Origin of the sequence: Candidatus Amoebophilus asiaticus 5a2 (genome assembly GCF_000020565.1) — a bacterium.
Taxonomy (GTDB): Bacteria; Bacteroidota; Bacteroidia; order Cytophagales; family Amoebophilaceae; genus Amoebophilus; species Amoebophilus asiaticus.
Genome location: NC_010830.1, coordinates 1,391,115 through 1,410,375, shown reverse-complemented (window position 1 = coordinate 1,410,375; position 19,261 = coordinate 1,391,115). Strand labels below are relative to the sequence as shown.

The window sequence follows — 19,261 nt, the reverse complement described above, 5'->3', positions numbered from 1 at the left end:
TGTTTTCGATTTATTCATTTAAAAGTATTCTTGTAGTGACTGTTAACCAATAATTGTATAATCTCTTATTGAGAAGATAAAAGTATTTCAAATGTATTTATTGTTTAGAAGTGCCCAGTATTCTGGTTAAGGTAATATTCAGTTCAAATCCTATTAGCAATGTTAGAGATAAGAGAAATAACCAAAGCATTAAAGCAATCATGACACCCAAAGAGCCGTACAGCCCATACTTTACGAAATGATTAACATAATAGGAGAATGCGAGCGATGCTAATAAACATCCTAACGTGGCTATTAAGGCTCCTATTAGTATAAATTTTCTATTTTGCTTATTGGTAGGTGCTAGATAATATATGCCTGCAATGGCTATAAAAAATATTAAAAATACAATAATGGAGCTTGCAAATGGGAGTATGCTAATGTGTACTTTGTGGGTGATTAACTCGTAATTAACCATATAGTCTAGTATTTGCCGAGCTACTATTAGTAGTAATATACTACTAAAAAGTGCTAACATAAGTGCTAAAGTAAGTATGGTTGCAATAGCTCTTTGTTGCAAATAGCTACGTTTATAGTGTGACATAGGTTGATCAACTAAATTGAAATTTTTTATTAGAGACATTATTCCGTTGCTAGAAAGGTATAGTGAGTAGATAAATCCAAAAGATAACAATCCACTTCTATGTTTGCTAAGTGTATCTTGTATGGTAGGTGCCAGGGCTCCATATATTGTTTCTGGTATCCCTTCTTTAAAAAAGTCAATAAGCTTGGGGACTAATTCAGGAATAGAAATATAAGGTATGAGTGTAAAGATAAATATGGTAGCAGGAAATATGGCTAAAGTAAAGTTGAACGCTACTGCATAGGACCGTTCTAATATATCGTTTGCTAGTATTCTATGCCATAATTCTTTAAAAATTTGTAGAAGGATTGAACAATAATGACTGTTTTTACTAATACATCGTCTAAAATATCCAGTATACATAATAACTTGTTTAGATCTATTTGTTTAATCTACCAGCAACTTAAAAGCACAATATCTATTAATAAGGTTACTCTTTGTTGGCAGCTAATATTTCTTTAAGCGTTCTTCTATATTTCTTTGCATTTTCCTTATGCTCTTTAAAAGTTTTAGCAAAGTAGTGATAACCAGAAAAATCTTCTTTGGTTACGAAATATAAGTAATCGTGATGTCGATAATTGAGTACAGCATCTATCATAGCAATAGATGGCATGGTAATAGGGCCAGGTGGAAGACCCTTATAAAGGTAAGTGTTATAAGGAGAATTGATATGTATATAGGCATGTAGCACACGTGTTGCTGAAGGGTCATTAGCAATATATAATAGAGTTGGGCAAGCCTGAAGTTTCATGCCTCTTCTTAAACGATTGATATACACACCTGCTATCAGGGGCGCTTCTTCTAGTTTGTTGGTTTCTTTCTCTATAATAGAAGCTAGAATAGATACTTGTATAGGTGTCAAATTTAAATTTTTAGCTTTTTCCAAACGCTCACCTTTCCAGAATTTCTGATACTCAGCATACATTCTCTTAAATAGCTTTTCAGTAGAAATAGTCCAATATGCATTATAAGTATTGGGTATAAACATTGTTAAGATATTTTCTGGTGTAAATCCATAAGCTTGCAAAAACTTTGAATCATCTAATAGTTTTTGGAATGTTATAGCATCTATTTCAATGTTTTGCGTGATTTTAGTAGCTAGCTCTTCTTTATTAGCTATATTATTCAAAATAATGTTAACTGGTTCTTGTATGCCAGCTCTCAAAAGTTGGATTGCTTTCCAGTTGCTCATTCCAGAAGAAAGTCTATAAGCTCCAGGTAAAATTTTGTGATCATATCTTAAAAGATGAGCCGTCAGTCTGAAAGATGTGCTGTCAGTTATATATCCATTTTTATATAACGTATTTTGAAGCGTATTAAAAGTAGTATTGGGTGGTATAAAGAGTAGTCTAGATGGTTGCCCTACTAGAATATTAGGTTTTTGTATAATCCGATAACTCCATATAAAGCCGTAGGTAAGCATAACTAACAATAAGCTTACAATAATTTGAAACCATTTATTTATTGTGAACAAACTTTTCGGCTGCATGTAGAACTTTAGAAATAAACTATTTGATGCAAAATTACACTTAACTTCTGTAGATATTAAAATTTATGTAAACTTTTATGTGAGAAATTTATAGTCGTTTTCGTAGTTTTGTTTATATTGCAACAATCTAAAATAGGTAAGCATATTTTAGACATTTATTCCTCCTTAGCTCAGTTGGTTAGAGCATCTGACTGTTAATCAGAGGGTCGCTGGTTCAAGTCCAGCAGGGGGAGCACCATTTGCTTTTTTTGTGTTGCCTTATTGAGATTAAACTACAAAAAAGTAAAACATAACTATTTTTTCCTTTCCTTAAATTCTTCTGCTATACTATCCTATGCTAGCTATTTCTTGCACTTTTTCATGTGGCATAGAACCAAAACCACGGTTATGTGTATTTTCTGTTGTTGTATGGCCACCTTTGCTAGCTATTTCTTGCACTTTTTCATGTGGCATAGAACCAAAACCACGGTTATGTGTATTTTCTGTTGTTGTATGCCCACCTTTACTAGCTATTTCTTGTACTTTTTCATGTGGCATTGAAGCAAATCCACGGTTTTGGGTATTGTTACTATTACCATTTCCTTGGTTATTATTATGTTTGTTTTCCATATTTTTTTCCTTGCTAGATGGTTAATAATATTTACTTTTCATACCTAAATTACAAATTATTTTTGAATATGCAATCAATTAGGCAAATAAAATTCATGTAAGCCGCCTGTATACCAAGCGACAGCTAAATTTTATAGAGCAACAAATTAAATATCTCAATTTAAAAATCGATAATAGGCGAGTGGTAATCTATATAGACTAAGTTGCTAGTTAATAGTAGGTAAAAAAATAAAAAAACTTCCAATCTTGTTTTTGTATAAACCAATAAACCGGAGTCCATTATGATTGAAAAATCAATAGTACTATACTCATTTATTGACCATCTACTGAAGTATTTGCACCATTAGGAAGATAAAAAAAGGAGATTGTCAGATGTAGAGCTACTAACAACAGCTATCGTCTCAGCCTTATACTTTGGCGGGCATCTTGACAAAGCCCGATCGTTTATGCATTCCACTAGGCTTATCCCTAACATGCTCGATAAAAGTAGGTACAATCGCTGTTTGCACGCTATAGGAGAAGAGATAACGACCTTTTTTTAGCAATAGGTACTTTAATCAAGCAAGTAGCTACTTGTAAGGATTTTGTGTTGGATTCCTTTCCCGTTCCTGTATGTGATAACATACGTATCAGCCGATGTAAATTATTGCAAGGTGAGGCTTATCGAGGTTACAAAGCCTCTATGAGCCGTTACTTTTATGGCATTAAAGTGCAATTGGTTACAACTAGCAGTGATATCCCAGTTGAATTCTCAATAGTGGCTGGCAGTCAAGCAGATGTTAAAGGGTTGGATTAATTACTTTTCTGTTTGCCTGCTGGTAGTGTACTCTATGCTGACTCGACTTATACCAACTACCATCTAGAAGATATGTTGGCTGATGAAGAGATTAAGCTTTATTCTCAGCGTAAAGCGAATGCTTATCGACAGGATACACCTTCTCTGGCTTATCTCAAAGAGCGCATGCGAAAAGTGATAGAGACTAGCACTAGTGGTATTAAAGGTCTTTTCTTAAGGAAGATTTATGCTGTTACCTTCCAAGGCTTTCTGATCAAAATATTCTTGTTTTTGTTAGCTTTTCAAATCAACAAAGCTTTTCTTATCTAGCAACTTAGGTTATATATGTATTGCCTTTCAGAAGTTTTACATCAACTCAGCGCTTGTATTTCAATAACAATTGGAAACTTTACAGGTACTCCATTAGGGGGTTGTACGTTGATGCTGCTATAAAGTATCTAAATATGCTTGATTTACAGCCTCTATAAGCGGTTCTTTGTAGGAATTTATATATATAAATTAAAAACTTATTTAGAAAAGGTGTTTTAGCAGTTTCAAAAGAGGTTTGATACAGGAAACAATCAAAAAGAAATGTGTTTAAGGAGCTTACTTGTTGTAAGTATACAAAGGCAGTTAACCATTTTTTAATAATTTACTTGTAGATGTGCTGTTTATAATCTAAAATACTATCTTAGATAACTTTTCTCTCAAATTTAAATAATAAGTGTTATGAGTATAAAAGAAAACTATTGCATGGCAGGCCATCGATCAATACCCCTTATTTTACTAATCAGTTTATATCTACAAAGTTGTTCTGGATTTAGTAATTCCTCTATTCCTCTTCAGCAAAGAAAAACAGACCATCCTGCTATTAATCACATAGTGGATAAGGTACTGGTCTCTAAAGAAGGTCATATAGTCACTATATCGTATAAAGAAACAGGCCAGTTACAAGCTATAATAGAGGAAAACTTGCCTACAGGCTTTAGTAAAACTTATACTTTGCCTATGTATATAGAACAAGGCATGTCTTTATGTGAAATAAACAGCAAACAACAGATACAGGTGAATTTACCTAAAGGCCAAGAAAAAGGATATATATATGTGGGACACATGGGTTTAATGGGTGGTAGTAGAACAGTAAAAAAAGATATTAAAGGCAAACAGAAAATAGATGATCGAAGCGAAAAAAATGATGAAAATGAGGACGCTCAGAGGAATTATAAATATATATCTTTAGCTGATCTCAATCCAAACATTGAAGTTGAGAGAGAGGAATTGACAAATAACATATCTTCCAAAACCTACCAAGGGGATAATAGTATTGGAGAATCTAAAAAGGATATTAAGAATAAGAAAAAAGAAAAAAGATGCAAAAGCACACGTTGAATTAGGGGACATGTATTATCATGGGGTTTGGGTGTCACAAGATTATACTGCAGCCAGGGAATTGTATTTAAAAGCTGCTGAACAGCGGAATGCAGATGCACAAGTTAACTTAGGTGTAATGTATGAGGAGGGAAAAGGAGTACGAAAAGATCTTCAACAAGCTATAGGATGGTTTAGGAAAGCTGCCGAGCAAGGTTATGTAAATGCTCAAAATAGCTTAGGTGTAATGTATAGAAGTGGAGAAGGAATACCGAAAAATGTTCAACAAGCTATAGAATGGTTTAGGAAAGCTGCTAAACAAGGAAATTCAAAAGCACAATTTAGCCTGGGGTATATGTATTATCGTGGAGAGGAAGTGCGCGAAGATCTTCAACAAGCTGCAATATGGGTAAAAAAAGCCGCTGAGCAAGGGGAGCCAGCAGCACAATTTAACTTAGGTGTAATGTATACAAGGGGAAAAGGAGTACGAAGAGATCTCCAACAAGCTGTGAAATGGTATATCAAATGCGCTTTTACTATAATACTTTTACTTTTGAGTTTGTTGATTAACTTAAGAGGTTAGATGCTTTACATAGATTTTTATTCTCTAGCTGTATGTTTTCTTCCATGTTTATCTTCTATTTGTCTGGAATATGATGTATTATCTTTTGTTTCAAAACATCCTCTTGGCCACAGAGCAAACAGCTTTCCTACATATTTTTTTGACTATTGTAGGGGTTATCATACTGGCAATAGGTGGAGCTTGGGTAAGTGCTTGGCTGCGTCCTAATAAACCCTATGCAGAGAAGTTAACGACCTATGAATCCGGCGTAGAACCCGTGGATAATGCTTGGGCGCCTGTCAATAGCCGCTTGTATATTATAGGCCTAGTTTTTATCTTATTTGAGCTAGAAACTATTTTGCTATTCCCTTGGGCTACTGTTTGGTTATCAGAAGAAACCCATCAAATGATAGGTGATAGAGCGTGGAATTTATATATGGCTATATTAGGTACTTTTTTTATACTTGTGCTAGGTATTGGATTAATATATGCAGTTGTTAAAGGCCGTTTGGCCTATTTTCATACTGCCGCTAACGTTGTCCAGCCATCATTTAGCAGTAAAGTTCCTTTGTCCTATTATGAAAAGATAAATGAGCAGTATGCTAGTCATGTTCCAACCAAGCATAATAAACCAGATTAATAATTATATGGACACAATATCTAATAAAACAGGAGAAGGAGGAGTAATAATGGTGGCTTTAGAGGACTTGCTTAATTGGGCAGAACGTTCTTCATTGTGGCCTATTACTTTTGGTCTAGCTTGCTGTGCTATAGAAATGATGGGTGCCTATGCATCTCATTATGATTTAGATCGGTTAGGAGTTATACCTAGAAATTCTCCTAGGCAAGCAGATGTGATGATTGTTTCTGGTACAGTTACTTTTAAAATGGCCGATAGTATTCGGAGGCTTTACGATCAAATGCCTGAACCACGTTATGTAATCTCTATGGGCTCTTGTGCGAATTGTGGTGGTCCTTATTGGCAACATGGGTACCATGTAGTAAAGGGAGTGGATAGAATTATACCAGTAGACGTATATGTGCCAGGTTGTCCTCCTAGACCAGAAGCTTTAATAGGAGGTATTTTAAAATTACAAGAAAAAATAAAAGCAAAGCTTACCTATAGCTAGCTTCAACAAGAAAAGACATAAGATCAATCATGCAATTTGAAGATATTGTTAAGCTTTTACAAGAAAAGTTAAAACCTGCTGTTAATATAGAAACAGACATGGGTGCTACTCCACAAGCTATCATAGTGCCAGCAGCACATATTGCTCAAATCTGCCAAATACTTCAAGAAAATCCAAGCATGTATTTCGATTATCTAGCTTGTATTACAGCGTTGGATAATGGTTTTGAAGCAGGTACACTAGAAGTAATCTACAATTTATATTCTATTTCATATAATTTTCAGTTGATGATCAAAGTAAGTGTTACAAGGAATAAACCAGGTGAACCCTTGCCTTCTATTCCTACTGTAAGCCACTTATGGCAGGCTGCTAACTGGCATGAACGGGAAGCCTATGAGTTGGTAGGAATTCATTTTACCGGTCATCCAGACCTACGTCGTATACTGTTGCCTGTTGATTGGGAGGGCCATCCTTTACGTACAGATTATGTAGAACCAGCTTCTTATCATGGTATTTCAACATATGAGTAAGCGGTGTGTAGGAGAATTTCATATTTTATATGCTTATACAGCCGTTAAAGTATACCTAACTTTATAAGGGAATTCCCAAATAAGTTGCTATAAGTATAAGCAAATACTTATTCCATAGGTTACAGCCGTATTTCTTAATTGGAATAGATAAGAATGTATATTTACAGAAAGGCTTACTTATATTATATATATTACTATTATCTGTATATATTATCGAAGCAGAAGGACCAGTCTGGGTACTTGTCTGCACGTATATTAGCATTTGTTAAAACAAAATGATTGTTGGGATGATTTACTGATATGCTAAATTTTCTTATGATTTTTATGATTTTACCATTAAATATTATTTAAAATAATTAGGGTGTGTCAAGAATTAAAATATAAGACAAATTAGGTATAAAAGAGTAAGTTAGCTGTATGCAGAGCTAAAAATAGGAGGAATATATGTGACGCTATGCACTAACAGACCAGCAATAGGAAAAGATAAAAGATCTCTTGCCAGGCCGATCAGGCACAGTAGGACCGACAGCCAAGGATAATAGACTCTTTGTTGAAGCAGTCTTATACCGTTACCGTGCTGGTATACCCTGGCGTGATTTACCTGAGCGCTTTGGAGACTTTAGAGTGGTTCATATCCGGCATGCTAGATGGAGTAAAAAAGGTGTATGGCAAAAAGTATTTGAAGTGCTTTTACAAGAGAGCGATAATGCATATTATATGCTTGATGCTACTATTGTTAAGGCCCAACAGCATAGTGCAGGCGCTAAAAAAAAGCCTTAACAAACAAGCGATCGGCCGTAGCCGAGCAGGATTAAGCACAAAAATACATACATTATGTGATGGTAAAGGAAGGCCTATTGCCTTTCACCTAACAGGTGGAGAGGCACATGATTTGCAAGGAGCCGATGCATTACTGGAAAAAGTAAATGCCCCAGCTTTATTGGCTGATAAGGCTTATTATGCACAAAAGAGAGTATTAGCTAGATTACAAAAGAGCAATTGTGTAGCAGTCATACCATCAAAAGCCAATCATAAAAACAAGCGATCTTATGATAAGCAGCTCTATAAATGGTGCTATTTGATCGAGCATTTCTTTGCTTACTTAAAGCAATATCGAGCTATAGCCACGCGCTATGATAAGCTAGCGGTCAACTTTTTAGGTGGTATTTATTTGGCTGCTTCTTCTTTGTGGGCTATTTGTTGACACGCCCTAGTTTAAGTATGATTTCTCAATAAGTAGCTAAGCAGTCCTATATATGTCTAAATCATATAACAAATTCTTTTGTCAATTATTAAGTGTTTTACTGTGGTTGAGGCTCTTTTAGCACGCAAAGATGTTAAGGTAAATGCAGGAGATGATGCAGGACATACTCCCTTATATTGGGCAAACAAACATAACCATATATTAATAGCTGAACTATTAAGTAAGCAGGGTGGTATACTGAAATAAGCACAAGATGTTTATTAATCCTACTTTGTGACTAATATAAGTTAATACTTAGTATTAAAACCTGAGCTCGATTTTTATTTCTAGATGGCGTAATCGAACTATTGATTAATTATCATATAGAGTTAAATTATATGGTATAAGGCGAGAGATAATAAATTACATATAGGCTCTATACCATTTTCCCTGCATCATTAAATGTAAGTTTAACTTGTTGCCCTTTAACTAGGTGTCCAAAATACCACTAACTCTTCTTTCATAAAGGGTAAGTAAATTTTATTGATAGGCCATGGAGTTTTTGTAATTTCTGCATCATATTCTTCCCAAGTAATGGTTAAATGCCAATACCCTCCTTTATCACCTTGGTCTATATACTGTAGTATCCCATCTCTTTGCAGTATATATTTTTTAAAATCTTGTATACCAAATCCTTGTTTAAAAGGCTCAAATTTTTCAAGTTTTTTAAGGCTTTTCCATTCTGTTAGGATTTTGGTTAATAACTCCTCAGTATTGTTCTTTAACAGGACAATTTCTTCTGGCAATTCTATAACAGGTGTTTTATTAGATCTTTTTTTGTGCTTTCTTCTAGTGCCTTGGTTATCAGCTTGTGCTAAAGCTTTTTCTTGTTCTTCTATTACCCTTTTAGCAAAATCTGATTCATCCCATAAATAATAGCCTGCAAAGGGAATATCATTATAGGCCATGCCACATAGCAATTTGTTAAGTATAATACGCCAGTCAGGGGTGCTAAGCTGTTCTGTTACTAGATATTGTAATGTATGTATTGCATTGCTACGTTCAAGGTTACCAAAAAATACTTGATTTTTTAATAAATCCTGCTTTTCGAGGAGGCCCTCTATAAAGGGCCATAAAAAAACAAGCCCACTGTTTTTAATATATAACTTTATTTCTTTGCTAGGTTGCTCTTTTTGGTAATCCTGAAACCTGGATTTGTTTTGTTGTGACGTTATAGATGCTGTAGCAGTATTCTCTTCTTCTTGTTTTTCAATGGGTTTTTGTATTGCTGCAGTTAGTCCACTATTAGTTACAAAAATATTTTGCAGCTGTTGTATTACTTCATCATATGCTGTGGTACGCTTGTATTGTGTATGATAAGTAACAAGCGATTCTAGGACTGACTGTATGTCTTGCTTGATATGTTTCTGATATATTTCTAAAATGTGTAGCAAGTATTTCTGTTTATCAAAAGCTGTATCTTTTTTTTCTAATAGATAAGACAGGGTTGCCACCTCGCTATATTTGCACCAATTAAATGTATCTATGCCTTGAGTCTCATAAAAATCTGGCTGGTGTAAGTTGCTAAATTCTATATATTGTTGAATAAACGGATGTGCTTTTGTATCTAGACAATAGATGAGCTGCTTAATAAGAGGAGTAGAAAAGTAGTATGCTATTTGTTGGCTTAAAATAGCAGGTTTTGGATAAGTATATAAAAACTTCTTTACTGACGAAAGTTGCTGGTTGATTAAATTGCTTACTTGCTGATCCAGAGCGTCCAAACTAGTTGACGTATGCTTATTGAAACTGCTATATCCTATATTGAAGAGTTGGTGTAGCTCTTGAAAAGTAGCTTGTGTAGGCCAGGCTTTTTTAGCTTCTTGTTTAACTGTTTTAAGCCATTCTTGTTCAATATCAATCAATATCTTATTTAATTCTTCTATATTCCCTTTTACTAGCTTAAAAGGTTTGGAACTGGCTTTAGCATATGTTGTTAAGGAAGAGAGTACTGTGGTGAAAGGCAATTCTAGTAATGTAGCAAATTCTGATAAGCTCTCTGCTAACCAATCTTTTTCTGAAAAAGCGCTTGTATTTGTATTAACTAAAGTTGGCAAGGTAGCTTCCCACCAAGCTAGCTTACTTTCTTGAGAAGAAATATTGAAAAATCCGGTATAATTCCATATTTCATATATGTTATGGATATAATTAAGAACAATTTTACTTTTCTCTTTAGCTACTAATTGCACTACTTTTTCTAAATCTTGTGTAGACAAGCTAGCTACTAACCTTTTCCTAGTATGTGGAGTTTGTAAGGTTGTTATAAGTGAGATAGTGGTTTGTCGTATATCTGAATCTGGTAGATTATGTATGAGAGGAGTAGTAGCTAAATTGTTATTGGTATTTTTATTTTTTGAAGCAATACCTAGTAATAAATTATTAAAGAGCTCAGTAGCACTTTTGTATTCTTCTAGTAACTCACCAGTATGTAAAAAATGTAGCCAAGTAGCTTGTAAAGTCTGTAGTTGCTTAGCAGCTACTTCTTGGAGCTTTTTCTTGATTGATTCAAAAAAGTGTTGCTTTTGATGAGCAGGTAACATAGGAAAAAGCTTATGTATTTGCTGATACAGCTCTTTATCCGTAACTGCTGTTGTTAGCCTATTTTCAATGATATTTTTCATAAAAGCTAACAATTGTGCATATAAGACGGGTGTTAAGATTTGAGGGTCTAAGAAGCTTTTTAGTAAATTATAAATGGGTAAAAATGCTCTATCTAATACATCTGCTATTGCCGGGGCTGCTGTTTCAAATAAAGGATATAGTTGTTGAAGCTTATGAGTCAATGATATAGTTGGTGGATGTTTCTGTGCAGACAAATGTATTCTTCTATATACTTCTTGTTTAGGTAATTGGGCATTGTATGAAAGAATAAGTAAAGAATGTTGTATAAAATCTTCTTCGCTAGTCTCTAAACTTTGGGTAGCAGATTCTAAGAAGATGTCTTCTAAAAGTGCTTGCTTATCTATTGAGGTATCTGCTCGCAATATATCGGCCTTAAATAGTATCTGTTCATATGTTTGCCTTGTGTCTATGGACATGGGTACTACGGTATTTAACAACATGCTTTTAGCTGCAGGTGTTATATTTTTTACTAATTGTTTCCGTATGCCCTGCTGTTGAAGTAAATCATATAACTCATCTTGAAAGCCAGGTATATATACTAATTGCCTTATAATATTTGACATTAATGCTGATTGATGAACATAGCCAGGTGGTAATAGTTGGTGAGTAAAAAATTCTTTTATCAGTGAAACAGTAATATGTTCAGATTTTGCTACTACGTCATTCTGATATTCTTTTGAAGAATCCTGCTTTGATAATAAATCCGCAAGCTTATTTTGGAATATCTGTACGCTATTTCCTAGGTTGTATGGCTCTGCTTTATTCGCCTGTTGTTTTATCCAAGGTATGAATTGCTTTGTAGCACAGTGAAGCTGCTCGTTATCTGTAATAACATGCTTAAATATATTTTCTACATTATTTAAGAGCTTTTTTTCTGACGCTAAAGAGAGTGGTTTGTTTCCTTGTATAAAAAAGGATAAATCTTGATATAAATTGCCTAGTAATATAGTTAGAGCATGGTCAGAAGTAAACGCTGGGTGTTCTTGGATTTTATTAATTGTTTCTATAAAGAATTCGTCTAAAGACGATATGGAAAGTATAGATTGTACCTGGCTGGGTGATTGTGCATTATGTGCAGGTAAATTACTTAACAATACTTTAGTCAACTCATTAGTATACTTTTTTTCTAATGTAGCTACATTTTCTTTAATGAATGGAGCCCACTTCTCTAAATTATTGTCTACATAAGAATGTAGCTTGCCTATTAAATAACTGATATAAGCATGAGGTTCTTGTTGGTTAGAAGTTTTTTTATTTAAATATTTTACTGTAAGCTGTTCAATAAGTTGATGGCTTTTCTTTTCTGGAGGCATTACAGCCTGCCATACTTGTTTAATAATTGTAAAAGCATTTTGTATAGCTGGCTGTAGAACTTCAATAAGTTTTATAAAATCTTTGGTAGACAAGTATTGTGTCAACTGTCTAGTATGTGAGATAGATGTAAGATAGCCTGCTAATGTAGACCTAGCTGCAGGACTTTTAACTTGAGCAAATACTTCATTGATGGTATTGGAAAGCTGACGCTTATTAATATCCTTTTTTTGTGCTAGCAACCCATCTAATTTTCTAATAAGCATAGAAAGTTTAGCAGGTGGTGTGGAATTGGAATTATTGATGGCAACTTCTGTATCGTATAAGCGTATGATATGGCTGGCAAGCTTGCTCGTTAAATTAAATGGCAAGGCCTGCTTTGAGAGTTCGCGTGATAGATTTGTTATTAGTGCCGGGTAGCTTGTATTAAATTCTTTAGCAATTTGCTGCAAGCATATTTTAATAAAATTGATCTCATTAAAATTCTTGCTAATAGATAAATACTGAATTGATTGGGTTAGCACAGTATATTTAGTAGCTGTGTGTAATTTCTTTTGTGCAGATGGTGGCGTTATTTTTAATAAAATAGGTTGTAGTTTTGAAAAATCCTCAGAGATATTTAATACGTGCTGTGCCTGGCTAGGACTAAGAAGTAGAATGGACTTTTGTATAATTGTATCACTAAATTGTTCTATAAACCTTTGAATGGCTGGTGGCTTATCACTAAGTTCTACCCATAATTCTTTAATAGCAGTAGGTGTTTTATGATAAATTTCTGTATACAGATTTTCAATAATCTTTTCATTGTGGGCGGGCATCCACCAAGCAAAATACCCATATAAAAGATAATGCTTAACAGCTTGTAGCTTAGCATGTGGAAGAGGAGTAATTCTTCTTTTTAAAGGATCTTTTATAGCTAAGTCAACCTGTTCTTTAATTACGGTCGGTAGTTTATGGTAAATTTGCTGTAAAATATTTTCTTCTAATGAATCAGGGGTTGTATCTGCTAGATTGATATTTACTTGATCGAGTGTTATAACTACATCTTTAGGCACATTTGCAGCAAAGGACTTTTCTAGTATTTCATTTAGTTTTTGCTCAAGTATTCTCTTGACTTTATCTTGTACTTCTTGTTGATAACTTTTGTCAGGAATATCTATTGTCAGGCGTTGGCGCATGATAATGTGACTATATGTATTCATAATCTATTATTCTTGTCCTTTAGAATAAAGCATGATCAGTCCCAAAAGGTGGCGTGCTGCTTCTTTAAGCTTAGCATCACTAGGATCTTCGGTAGTTCTATAGAACATCCATTCTTTATAGGCTTTTTCGAAAGTTTCCATTTCTGTTAAGTCTAACCATAATACATTAACAAAGATGTGTGCTGGGCTTTCTAACATCACAAATTCATGGATGAGATTTTTAAATTCTGCTCGCTGAAAACGTGCTGGCCAAGAAGGAAAGACCAGCGTCATCATAAAAGAGTAAGGATCGTGTGTACCGCTTAGTGTATCATTAGTTCTTAGCATAATGTGTTCTAGCAGGTGGAATCCTTCGCTTTCTTTGTTGAATATTTCAAAAAAAGTGACTGCCTGTTTAATAACAGCCTGTGCTTGCTCAAAAGTACGAATGGTTACTACTTTGTTAAGTAGTCTAATAAACTTGGTTCTTCTTTTATCTATATACAGCAATACTTCATAATTACCTTCTGAATTTTCTACGATATCATAATTGCTCTCTTTGCCGCCACGGCTGATAGCTAAATCCTTAATTTTTGGATAGTTTCCTTTAAATATTAATAGGTTATCATATTTTGCTTGTAAGTTTTCACTTAGAAACACTTCGAAACTCTGTTGTTCAAAGTTTTGCTCTAAGTAAAAGTTACTTTTTAAATTCTCATGTAAAACTCTTCTTTTTAAGTTTTTAATTCCTAAAGCACGGCATATTCTACGTTCAAAACCAGAAATATTATCTATATCCCACCCATAATTTTGTGTATTGGTAATATCCACTGCCTTGTTTCTGTCTCTACTGATAGCTATATAATCTTGCAAAAAGAGTTCTTTGTCTTCGCTAATCTCTCCCAAGCAAGATTTATACACTGTGTCATAGAGTTGCATAGCTCTATCTGCAAAAGTTTCAGCAAACCTAGCTAGCAAGTGGTCTAAAATATTATTCTTTTTGTCTGTATACTCTTTGCTTATACCCAAAATCTTATCAAGGTAATGTTTATAAGCTTCTTCTATATCTGCCTCAGTAGTTCCCCATTTACTTTTACTTTTTTTCCAACTAACTCCTAAATATCTTCTTTGAATCTTAAATGCTTTATCCGGATCACTTTCGGTTGCATCAACTGGAGTTTCAGGTTTTTTAATTAAGGTGTGTAGTAAAGGAACCTCTTGTGGAATTTGAGAAAAATCTACCTTACTAGATTTTTTCTGAACGGCTAATAGGTCTTTGACGTGTGCTAGCTGTGCTAAATAATTAGCAAAAACTTGATCAAAGAACATAAGATAAGCTTTCAGTTGCTTGGATTGTACTTTTCTATCTTCAAGCACAGTATTAGACAGCCCTTCTTTTCCTACACCATAAATTAATGGAAAGTCATTTTGTATAGAAATATAATTAGCTAGGTTTCTGAATCTACCTGGGTCAACATCTATTTCTTCTTCAGTTAAGTAAGGCCTTTTAAAGAGAGGTGCATTTACATTTTCTTCTGTCCATCTTTTTACTTTATTATAATCTATAGGCAAGGGAATTCCTTTATGATAAAGTGTAATTCGGCTTTGCTCAATGTCTATTTTAGGTACTCTATCTACTGGTATATCAATGGCCATTTTTGCAGACATAGCTGTTTGGCCATCTAGTGCTACTATAAATTTCGTTACACTTTGCACTTGCTTAACATCTGTAACCTTTTTAAGAATTTCAGATATATAAATTTTTTGTTGGATAATACTCTGTTCTAACTCAGCCTCATCTATAAAACCTTGCTCTAGTAAAGGACCTGTAAAAATTTCATCTACTTTCTTATTTTTCTCCAAAAGCATTTCCCGCAAGCTATAGAACTTAATATAAGGTGCTATAAATGAGTGTATGTTGGAATATATTGCTGCTATTAACAATTCGCCTTCTTCTTGGGTAATACTTTCAGTAAGCTCTAAAGCAGCATTAATATTGATATATAAGGGTTCTAAGAGTTGTACTAAAAAAAAGTCTTCACATAGGTTTCTACAGCTGTATAGTCTTCTTTTTACGTTTTCTATAACAGCATTAGCCTGTCCTTTATTAATAATTCGGTCTTCTAAGTCTAAGAGTATTTTATAACCACCTTGTATTTCTTGAGGAGCTTCACTCAAAAATATTTTAGCGTTTTTAACGCCATTAACATCTAAGATAAGCTTTAGAAAATCATTTTTAGTAAGTGGGTTGCAAGGGAGTATCTCTTCAGCAACATAGAAATTCTTTATGCCTTCTTCTATAGCATTATTAGGATCTGATGCTAGTAAGTCTTCTATATAAAAATTAGTACGGTATTCTAAATCTATAATGGCATAACATAGCTCCTCTAAAATGGTAATTCCAGGGTCATGCTCATTATAATCATTCCAAATATGCCCGGCTAATTGACGAATATATGCTATGCCTTGCTGTTTAAGGAAAGGATAATTAAGGTCTAAGAGTTTTGTTGTATAATCAGCCACAGTATCTTGCTTTATTCAAAAGAGTGAGCATAAACTAAATTCCCTGGCATATTAGTAGACTTTATAATATAGCTTACGTATATATTAACCAGGCCGGATATATTATCTTCTTCCTCAAGCTTTACTTCCTTGACGCGTATTCTTGGTTCACAACGGGCAATCGCATCTTTAATATTGTTGATCATAAAGGTTTTTAGATTCAGATCTAGTCGCTGGAAGGCTAGGGGACTCAAATCACAACCATAATCCAACTCCATAGTTCTTTCACCAGGTGTAGTTGTGAATAATACCTGTAAGCTTTGATGAATATCTATTTCATCTCGTACCATTTCTATTGATTTACTATATCTATCAAAGGAAGGAGGGAAGTTCCATCCAACTCCCAAAAACATGCTTTCTTCTATCATACAATAATATTTATAATAACATAGTTAGCCACCTATCATTACGGTTGGAGACCCCATTTGTACTGTTCCGCCTACGGCTGTAAGGCTACCCATTCTGGCTGCTGGTAACCCTCCTATAAGCACTGTTGTAGAACCCATTACGATGGTATCTGGATGGGGTGGAGGACCTGCACATTGCAGCATATCTGTAACCCGTGCGGCAGGTAACCCATTGATCATAACAGTAGGACATCCTTTAATGATGACACCACCTGCTGCATGAGGTATAGGAGGGAGCCCAGGTGTAACTAGTGGACATATATGCTTATGAGTAATTGTAGCTGCACCAGGCATAGTTTGTAAATGTTGTTTTGGATTTTGCTCTTATTAAGAAGATACAAAAATTAATTTATTTGTACTATAGTTCCTTTTATTATAGTAGACATACTAGATTGTACCTGCGCACTTGAATTGCCTACCAATGAAGCTTTCATTGTTGCGTTGGCAGATACATTCATGCCACTAAGTTCTACTTTATTGTTTCCTTTTATCTGTACACTGTCTGTTGCCTGTAAGTTGATACTTCCTTTGGCATTTAAGATTATATCTTTATTACTAATAATTTCAACATTCTGCTTACCTAGAATTATCTTGTTCGCGTTACCATTCGTAATTTCTATTGTACCACTTTTGTCAGAAATGCTAATAGTCCTTCCTCCTGGAGTTTGAAATACAATTGCTTTATCTTTATCATTAAAAGTCATCTCTAACTTGCTTCTGGTTACCAGTGCTTTGATATTATTTTCCGGGTCTTGCTGAATAGGAGTTTTATGTTTACTGCCACTATATAGAGAGCCTACTATGACCGGTGATCTAAAATCATCATTAACAAAGCCAATGATAACTTCATCTTCTTTTTCTGGCATAATAAAGGCACCTATGCCTTTAGAAGCGTAAAATGAAGCTACTCTACACCAAATACCCTCGTTCGGTTGGTGAATGATAGGGATATTTACAAAAATTCGGTAATTAGGGTCTGGGTCTTCTTGTTTATATAATTCTTTTACTATACCTATTTGTAATCCGTAGACAGGACAAAGCATTCCGGCTGCTGGGAGGCCTGCTATATTGTTGTATTTACGCATATAACGTTCGTTAGGCAGGCCCACAGTTATATCTGTAAACCATTGTCCTCCTTCTAACCGGTGGTGCACCCCACTTACGTAAGCATTGCCCTCAAAATTATCAGCCCCTTTATCAATTTTGATTGTACTGTCTGGTTTAAGATCAGCAATTCCTTGCACAGTCACTTTTCCTCTGATTTTTGCTAACCTGTTAAGCTCCAACAGGCCTGTGGAGAAGCTTTTCATCTCTTCTTTAGTAACATTACCTCCATGAATAAACGTAATAGGTTCCTGTTTGTTAGTACCTGCTAGTTTAGCATGTGAAGTAGCACCAAACGATTTTTCTCCCACAGTACTTGCATTAACAACTTCACATGCTTGTTCATCATGTTTCCATATTTTGCCGCCTGCTTGTTGCCATTGTGTACTGGCATCCATTTCTAAATCTAACCCATAAATATCAACCCCATAAGTAAATGTGTAGCTAGGTGTTTGGCTACTATTGGGCTTTTTTGTAGTAAGGGTCCCATCATCTACTATTACTACTTGTCCGTTAGCTTCTGCACGCACGTTAATAAAATCCCAGTCCGTAGTATCTTGTTGTGCTAGAATTTCATGTTTGATTGTTGTAGAGCTAATATGTTGCTCTATATCGCCTTCGTAGTTCTTCAATATGTTCTCCAAAGCTCCACTATCAGTAGTGTCTGCAAAACTAATTGTTTTGGGAACTAAGGTAGTTTGGTAAGCAATATCTTTACAATATACTTCTAAATAGGGATTTGTGTAGTTATTAGCTTTTAAACTATGTTTGGTAATGACACCTTCAAATACAACCGTTAAGTCAGACTGATAGCCTAATTGAATTTCTACAACTTTTCCTATTTCAAATATGTTACTATTACTAATTAGAAACGACTGTTCCGCAGGATCTCCATCATGCAAGAGAATTTTTGCATAAGGAATTTTATTAATGGTCTTATTTACAGTAATAGAAAAAATAGGAAATTCTTTATCTATTTCTTTAGTGCCAACTTTAATAAAATAATTAACTAAGTCGCTAGAAGTTGCGGAAGTGCTCATGTACAATGTTTATATTATAACAGCTTGTCAACAAGTTTAAAATCTGTCTACATTAATAGAATACTGTATTTATTAAAATAGTAAAAATTTACTATTTACCTAGCTTTTACAGGTAATTGTATGTGGGAAAAAGGAAATGCTTATTATATCTTATAGCTATTTAGTAACTAACACAATTTACTAGCAATATACTGGGTTGCTACCTAATCTATTATTTATATTGGCATATACTGTTATTTAATTATGCTTGATGTTGGATTACTTTGGTGTTGCTTGGGATTTATTAATAACATCCTTTCTGTCTTGTGATTATGAGTTCCAATACGGGATATGATAATCTGTATAGAGCATGCTTATCTGTAACTATCAACTATGGTTAGTTATTGCTTGATAAAAATATAAATTCAGGCTTCTATACCTGATTATTAAAATGTAAATTTCCCTTAGCACATAAAGACTTGAAAAATTAAGTGGGTAACAATATCCAGTAATTTTTACCAACTTACTTCTACACATAGTAGATCCAAGCATCCAAACAAAACCACTGTAGCTAGGGAATATGGGGCCAATTATAAAACAATAGCTAAATAGAGAAACAAAAATTTATGCTAAGATTCACCTATAGAGAGCCTGAATTAGGATGCTCTACTGTATTAACTGAGCAAGAGTAGAAGTGATTATTGCTTCTAGAGAGCTTAGTCAATTA

15 protein-coding genes, 1 tRNA gene and 1 pseudogene are annotated in these 19,261 nt (G+C 34.2%); 9 read left to right on the top strand and 8 right to left on the bottom strand.

The genetic code is table 11. The features are described 5' to 3' along the window. Positions 1 to 97: 97 nt before the first annotated feature. Together AASI_RS05600 and mltG are read right to left on the bottom strand one after the other, a co-directional pair. Positions 98 to 985 (bottom strand): YihY/virulence factor BrkB family protein, encoded by an 888-nt coding sequence (locus tag AASI_RS05600; protein WP_012473196.1) that lies wholly within the window; start codon positions 983 to 985, stop codon positions 98 to 100. Positions 986 to 1,052: 67 nt separating this feature from the next. Continuing rightward, positions 1,053 to 2,096 carry an endolytic transglycosylase MltG gene (gene mltG / locus AASI_RS05595; protein WP_187146255.1) on the bottom strand — a complete coding sequence of 348 codons (1,044 nt, stop codon included), beginning with the start codon at positions 2,094 to 2,096 and terminating at the stop codon, positions 1,053 to 1,055. Positions 2,097 to 2,270: 174 nt separating this feature from the next. Between mltG and AASI_RS05590 the strand changes: the two genes are divergently transcribed. Further along, a tRNA-Asn gene (locus AASI_RS05590) sits at positions 2,271 to 2,344 on the top strand. A gap of 94 nt (positions 2,345 to 2,438) precedes the next feature. Here AASI_RS05590 and AASI_RS08855 read toward each other — a convergent pair. Further along, positions 2,439 to 2,720, bottom strand: a complete 282-nt coding sequence (locus tag AASI_RS08855; protein WP_012473194.1) for a KGG domain-containing protein — start codon at positions 2,718 to 2,720, stop codon at positions 2,439 to 2,441. Positions 2,721 to 3,001: 281 nt separating this feature from the next. Here AASI_RS08855 and AASI_RS05580 point away from each other — a divergent pair. The 8 genes and pseudogenes from AASI_RS05580 to AASI_RS08665 all read left to right on the top strand — a co-directional run bounded on the left by AASI_RS05580 (position 3,002) and on the right by AASI_RS08665 (position 8,535). Next, positions 3,002 to 3,825: pseudogene (locus AASI_RS05580) on the top strand (IS982 family transposase). Between the two features lie 399 nt (positions 3,826 to 4,224). After that, positions 4,225 to 4,884, top strand: a complete 660-nt coding sequence (locus tag AASI_RS05575) for a hypothetical protein (protein ID WP_044282856.1) — start codon at positions 4,225 to 4,227, stop codon at positions 4,882 to 4,884. Positions 4,885 to 4,915: 31 nt separating this feature from the next. Then, positions 4,916 to 5,446 carry a tetratricopeptide repeat protein gene (locus tag AASI_RS05570; protein WP_202943298.1) on the top strand — a complete coding sequence of 177 codons (531 nt, stop codon included), beginning with the start codon at positions 4,916 to 4,918 and terminating at the stop codon, positions 5,444 to 5,446. A 139-nt stretch (positions 5,447 to 5,585) separates the two neighbouring features. Then, positions 5,586 to 6,065, top strand: coding sequence for an NADH-quinone oxidoreductase subunit A (locus tag AASI_RS05565; RefSeq protein ID WP_187146254.1), 480 nt, complete (start codon positions 5,586 to 5,588; stop codon positions 6,063 to 6,065). A 7-nt stretch (positions 6,066 to 6,072) separates the two neighbouring features. Then, on the top strand, positions 6,073 to 6,555 hold the full coding sequence (locus AASI_RS05560; protein WP_148204971.1) for an NADH-quinone oxidoreductase subunit B: 483 nt from the start codon (positions 6,073 to 6,075) through the stop codon (positions 6,553 to 6,555). 29 nt (positions 6,556 to 6,584) lie between these two features. Next, positions 6,585 to 7,085, top strand: coding sequence for an NADH-quinone oxidoreductase subunit C (locus AASI_RS05555; protein ID WP_012473189.1), 501 nt, complete (start codon positions 6,585 to 6,587; stop codon positions 7,083 to 7,085). Positions 7,086 to 7,568: 483 nt separating this feature from the next. Continuing rightward, positions 7,569 to 8,289, top strand: a protein-coding gene (locus tag AASI_RS08235; protein WP_238541612.1) for an IS5 family transposase whose coding sequence is annotated in 2 segments (ribosomal slippage) — positions 7,569 to 7,850 and positions 7,852 to 8,289 — 720 coding nt in all. Because the reading frame shifts where the segments join, the coding sequence is not laid out codon by codon here. Positions 8,290 to 8,367: 78 nt separating this feature from the next. Beyond that, on the top strand, positions 8,368 to 8,535 hold the full coding sequence (locus tag AASI_RS08665; protein ID WP_148204970.1) for an ankyrin repeat domain-containing protein: 168 nt from the start codon (positions 8,368 to 8,370) through the stop codon (positions 8,533 to 8,535). A gap of 218 nt (positions 8,536 to 8,753) precedes the next feature. Here the strand turns inward: AASI_RS08665 and AASI_RS05540 are convergent, their stop codons facing one another. Genes AASI_RS05540 through vgrG form a run of 5 tightly spaced genes read right to left on the bottom strand, consistent with a single transcriptional unit; the run spans position 8,754 to position 18,555 of the window. Then, positions 8,754 to 13,463, bottom strand: coding sequence for a contractile injection system tape measure protein (locus tag AASI_RS05540; protein WP_148204969.1), 4,710 nt, complete (start codon positions 13,461 to 13,463; stop codon positions 8,754 to 8,756). A gap of 6 nt (positions 13,464 to 13,469) precedes the next feature. Further along, a complete protein-coding gene (locus AASI_RS05535; protein ID WP_012473186.1) occupies positions 13,470 to 15,965 on the bottom strand; it encodes a hypothetical protein in 2,496 nt (831 codons plus the stop codon). An 11-nt stretch (positions 15,966 to 15,976) separates the two neighbouring features. After that, on the bottom strand, positions 15,977 to 16,372 hold the full coding sequence (locus AASI_RS05530; RefSeq protein ID WP_012473185.1) for a GPW/gp25 family protein: 396 nt from the start codon (positions 16,370 to 16,372) through the stop codon (positions 15,977 to 15,979). Between the two features lie 24 nt (positions 16,373 to 16,396). After that, positions 16,397 to 16,705 carry a PAAR domain-containing protein gene (locus AASI_RS05525; protein WP_012473184.1) on the bottom strand — a complete coding sequence of 103 codons (309 nt, stop codon included), beginning with the start codon at positions 16,703 to 16,705 and terminating at the stop codon, positions 16,397 to 16,399. A gap of 50 nt (positions 16,706 to 16,755) precedes the next feature. After that, positions 16,756 to 18,555, bottom strand: coding sequence for a type VI secretion system tip protein VgrG (gene vgrG / locus AASI_RS05520; RefSeq protein WP_012473183.1), 1,800 nt, complete (start codon positions 18,553 to 18,555; stop codon positions 16,756 to 16,758). Positions 18,556 to 19,261: the final 706 nt, after the last annotated feature.

What these genes read in the sequence shown, in the direction of transcription:
- AASI_RS05600 (WP_012473196.1), bottom strand. Translation starts at nt 985, where the DNA reads ATGTATACTGGATATTTTAGACGATGTATTAGTAAAAACAGTCATTAT.
- AASI_RS08855 (WP_012473194.1), bottom strand. Translation starts at nt 2,720, where the DNA reads ATGGAAAACAAACATAATAATAACCAAGGAAATGGTAATAGTAACAAT.
- AASI_RS05575 (WP_044282856.1), top strand. Translation starts at nt 4,225, where the DNA reads ATGAGTATAAAAGAAAACTATTGCATGGCAGGCCATCGATCAATACCC.
- AASI_RS05560 (WP_148204971.1), top strand. Translation starts at nt 6,073, where the DNA reads ATGGACACAATATCTAATAAAACAGGAGAAGGAGGAGTAATAATGGTG.
- AASI_RS05555 (WP_012473189.1), top strand. Translation starts at nt 6,585, where the DNA reads ATGCAATTTGAAGATATTGTTAAGCTTTTACAAGAAAAGTTAAAACCT.
- AASI_RS05540 (WP_148204969.1), bottom strand. Translation starts at nt 13,463, where the DNA reads ATGAATACATATAGTCACATTATCATGCGCCAACGCCTGACAATAGAT.
- AASI_RS05530 (WP_012473185.1), bottom strand. Translation starts at nt 16,372, where the DNA reads ATGATAGAAGAAAGCATGTTTTTGGGAGTTGGATGGAACTTCCCTCCT.
- AASI_RS05525 (WP_012473184.1), bottom strand. Translation starts at nt 16,705, where the DNA reads ATGCCTGGTGCAGCTACAATTACTCATAAGCATATATGTCCACTAGTT.
- vgrG (WP_012473183.1), bottom strand. Translation starts at nt 18,555, where the DNA reads ATGAGCACTTCCGCAACTTCTAGCGACTTAGTTAATTATTTTATTAAA.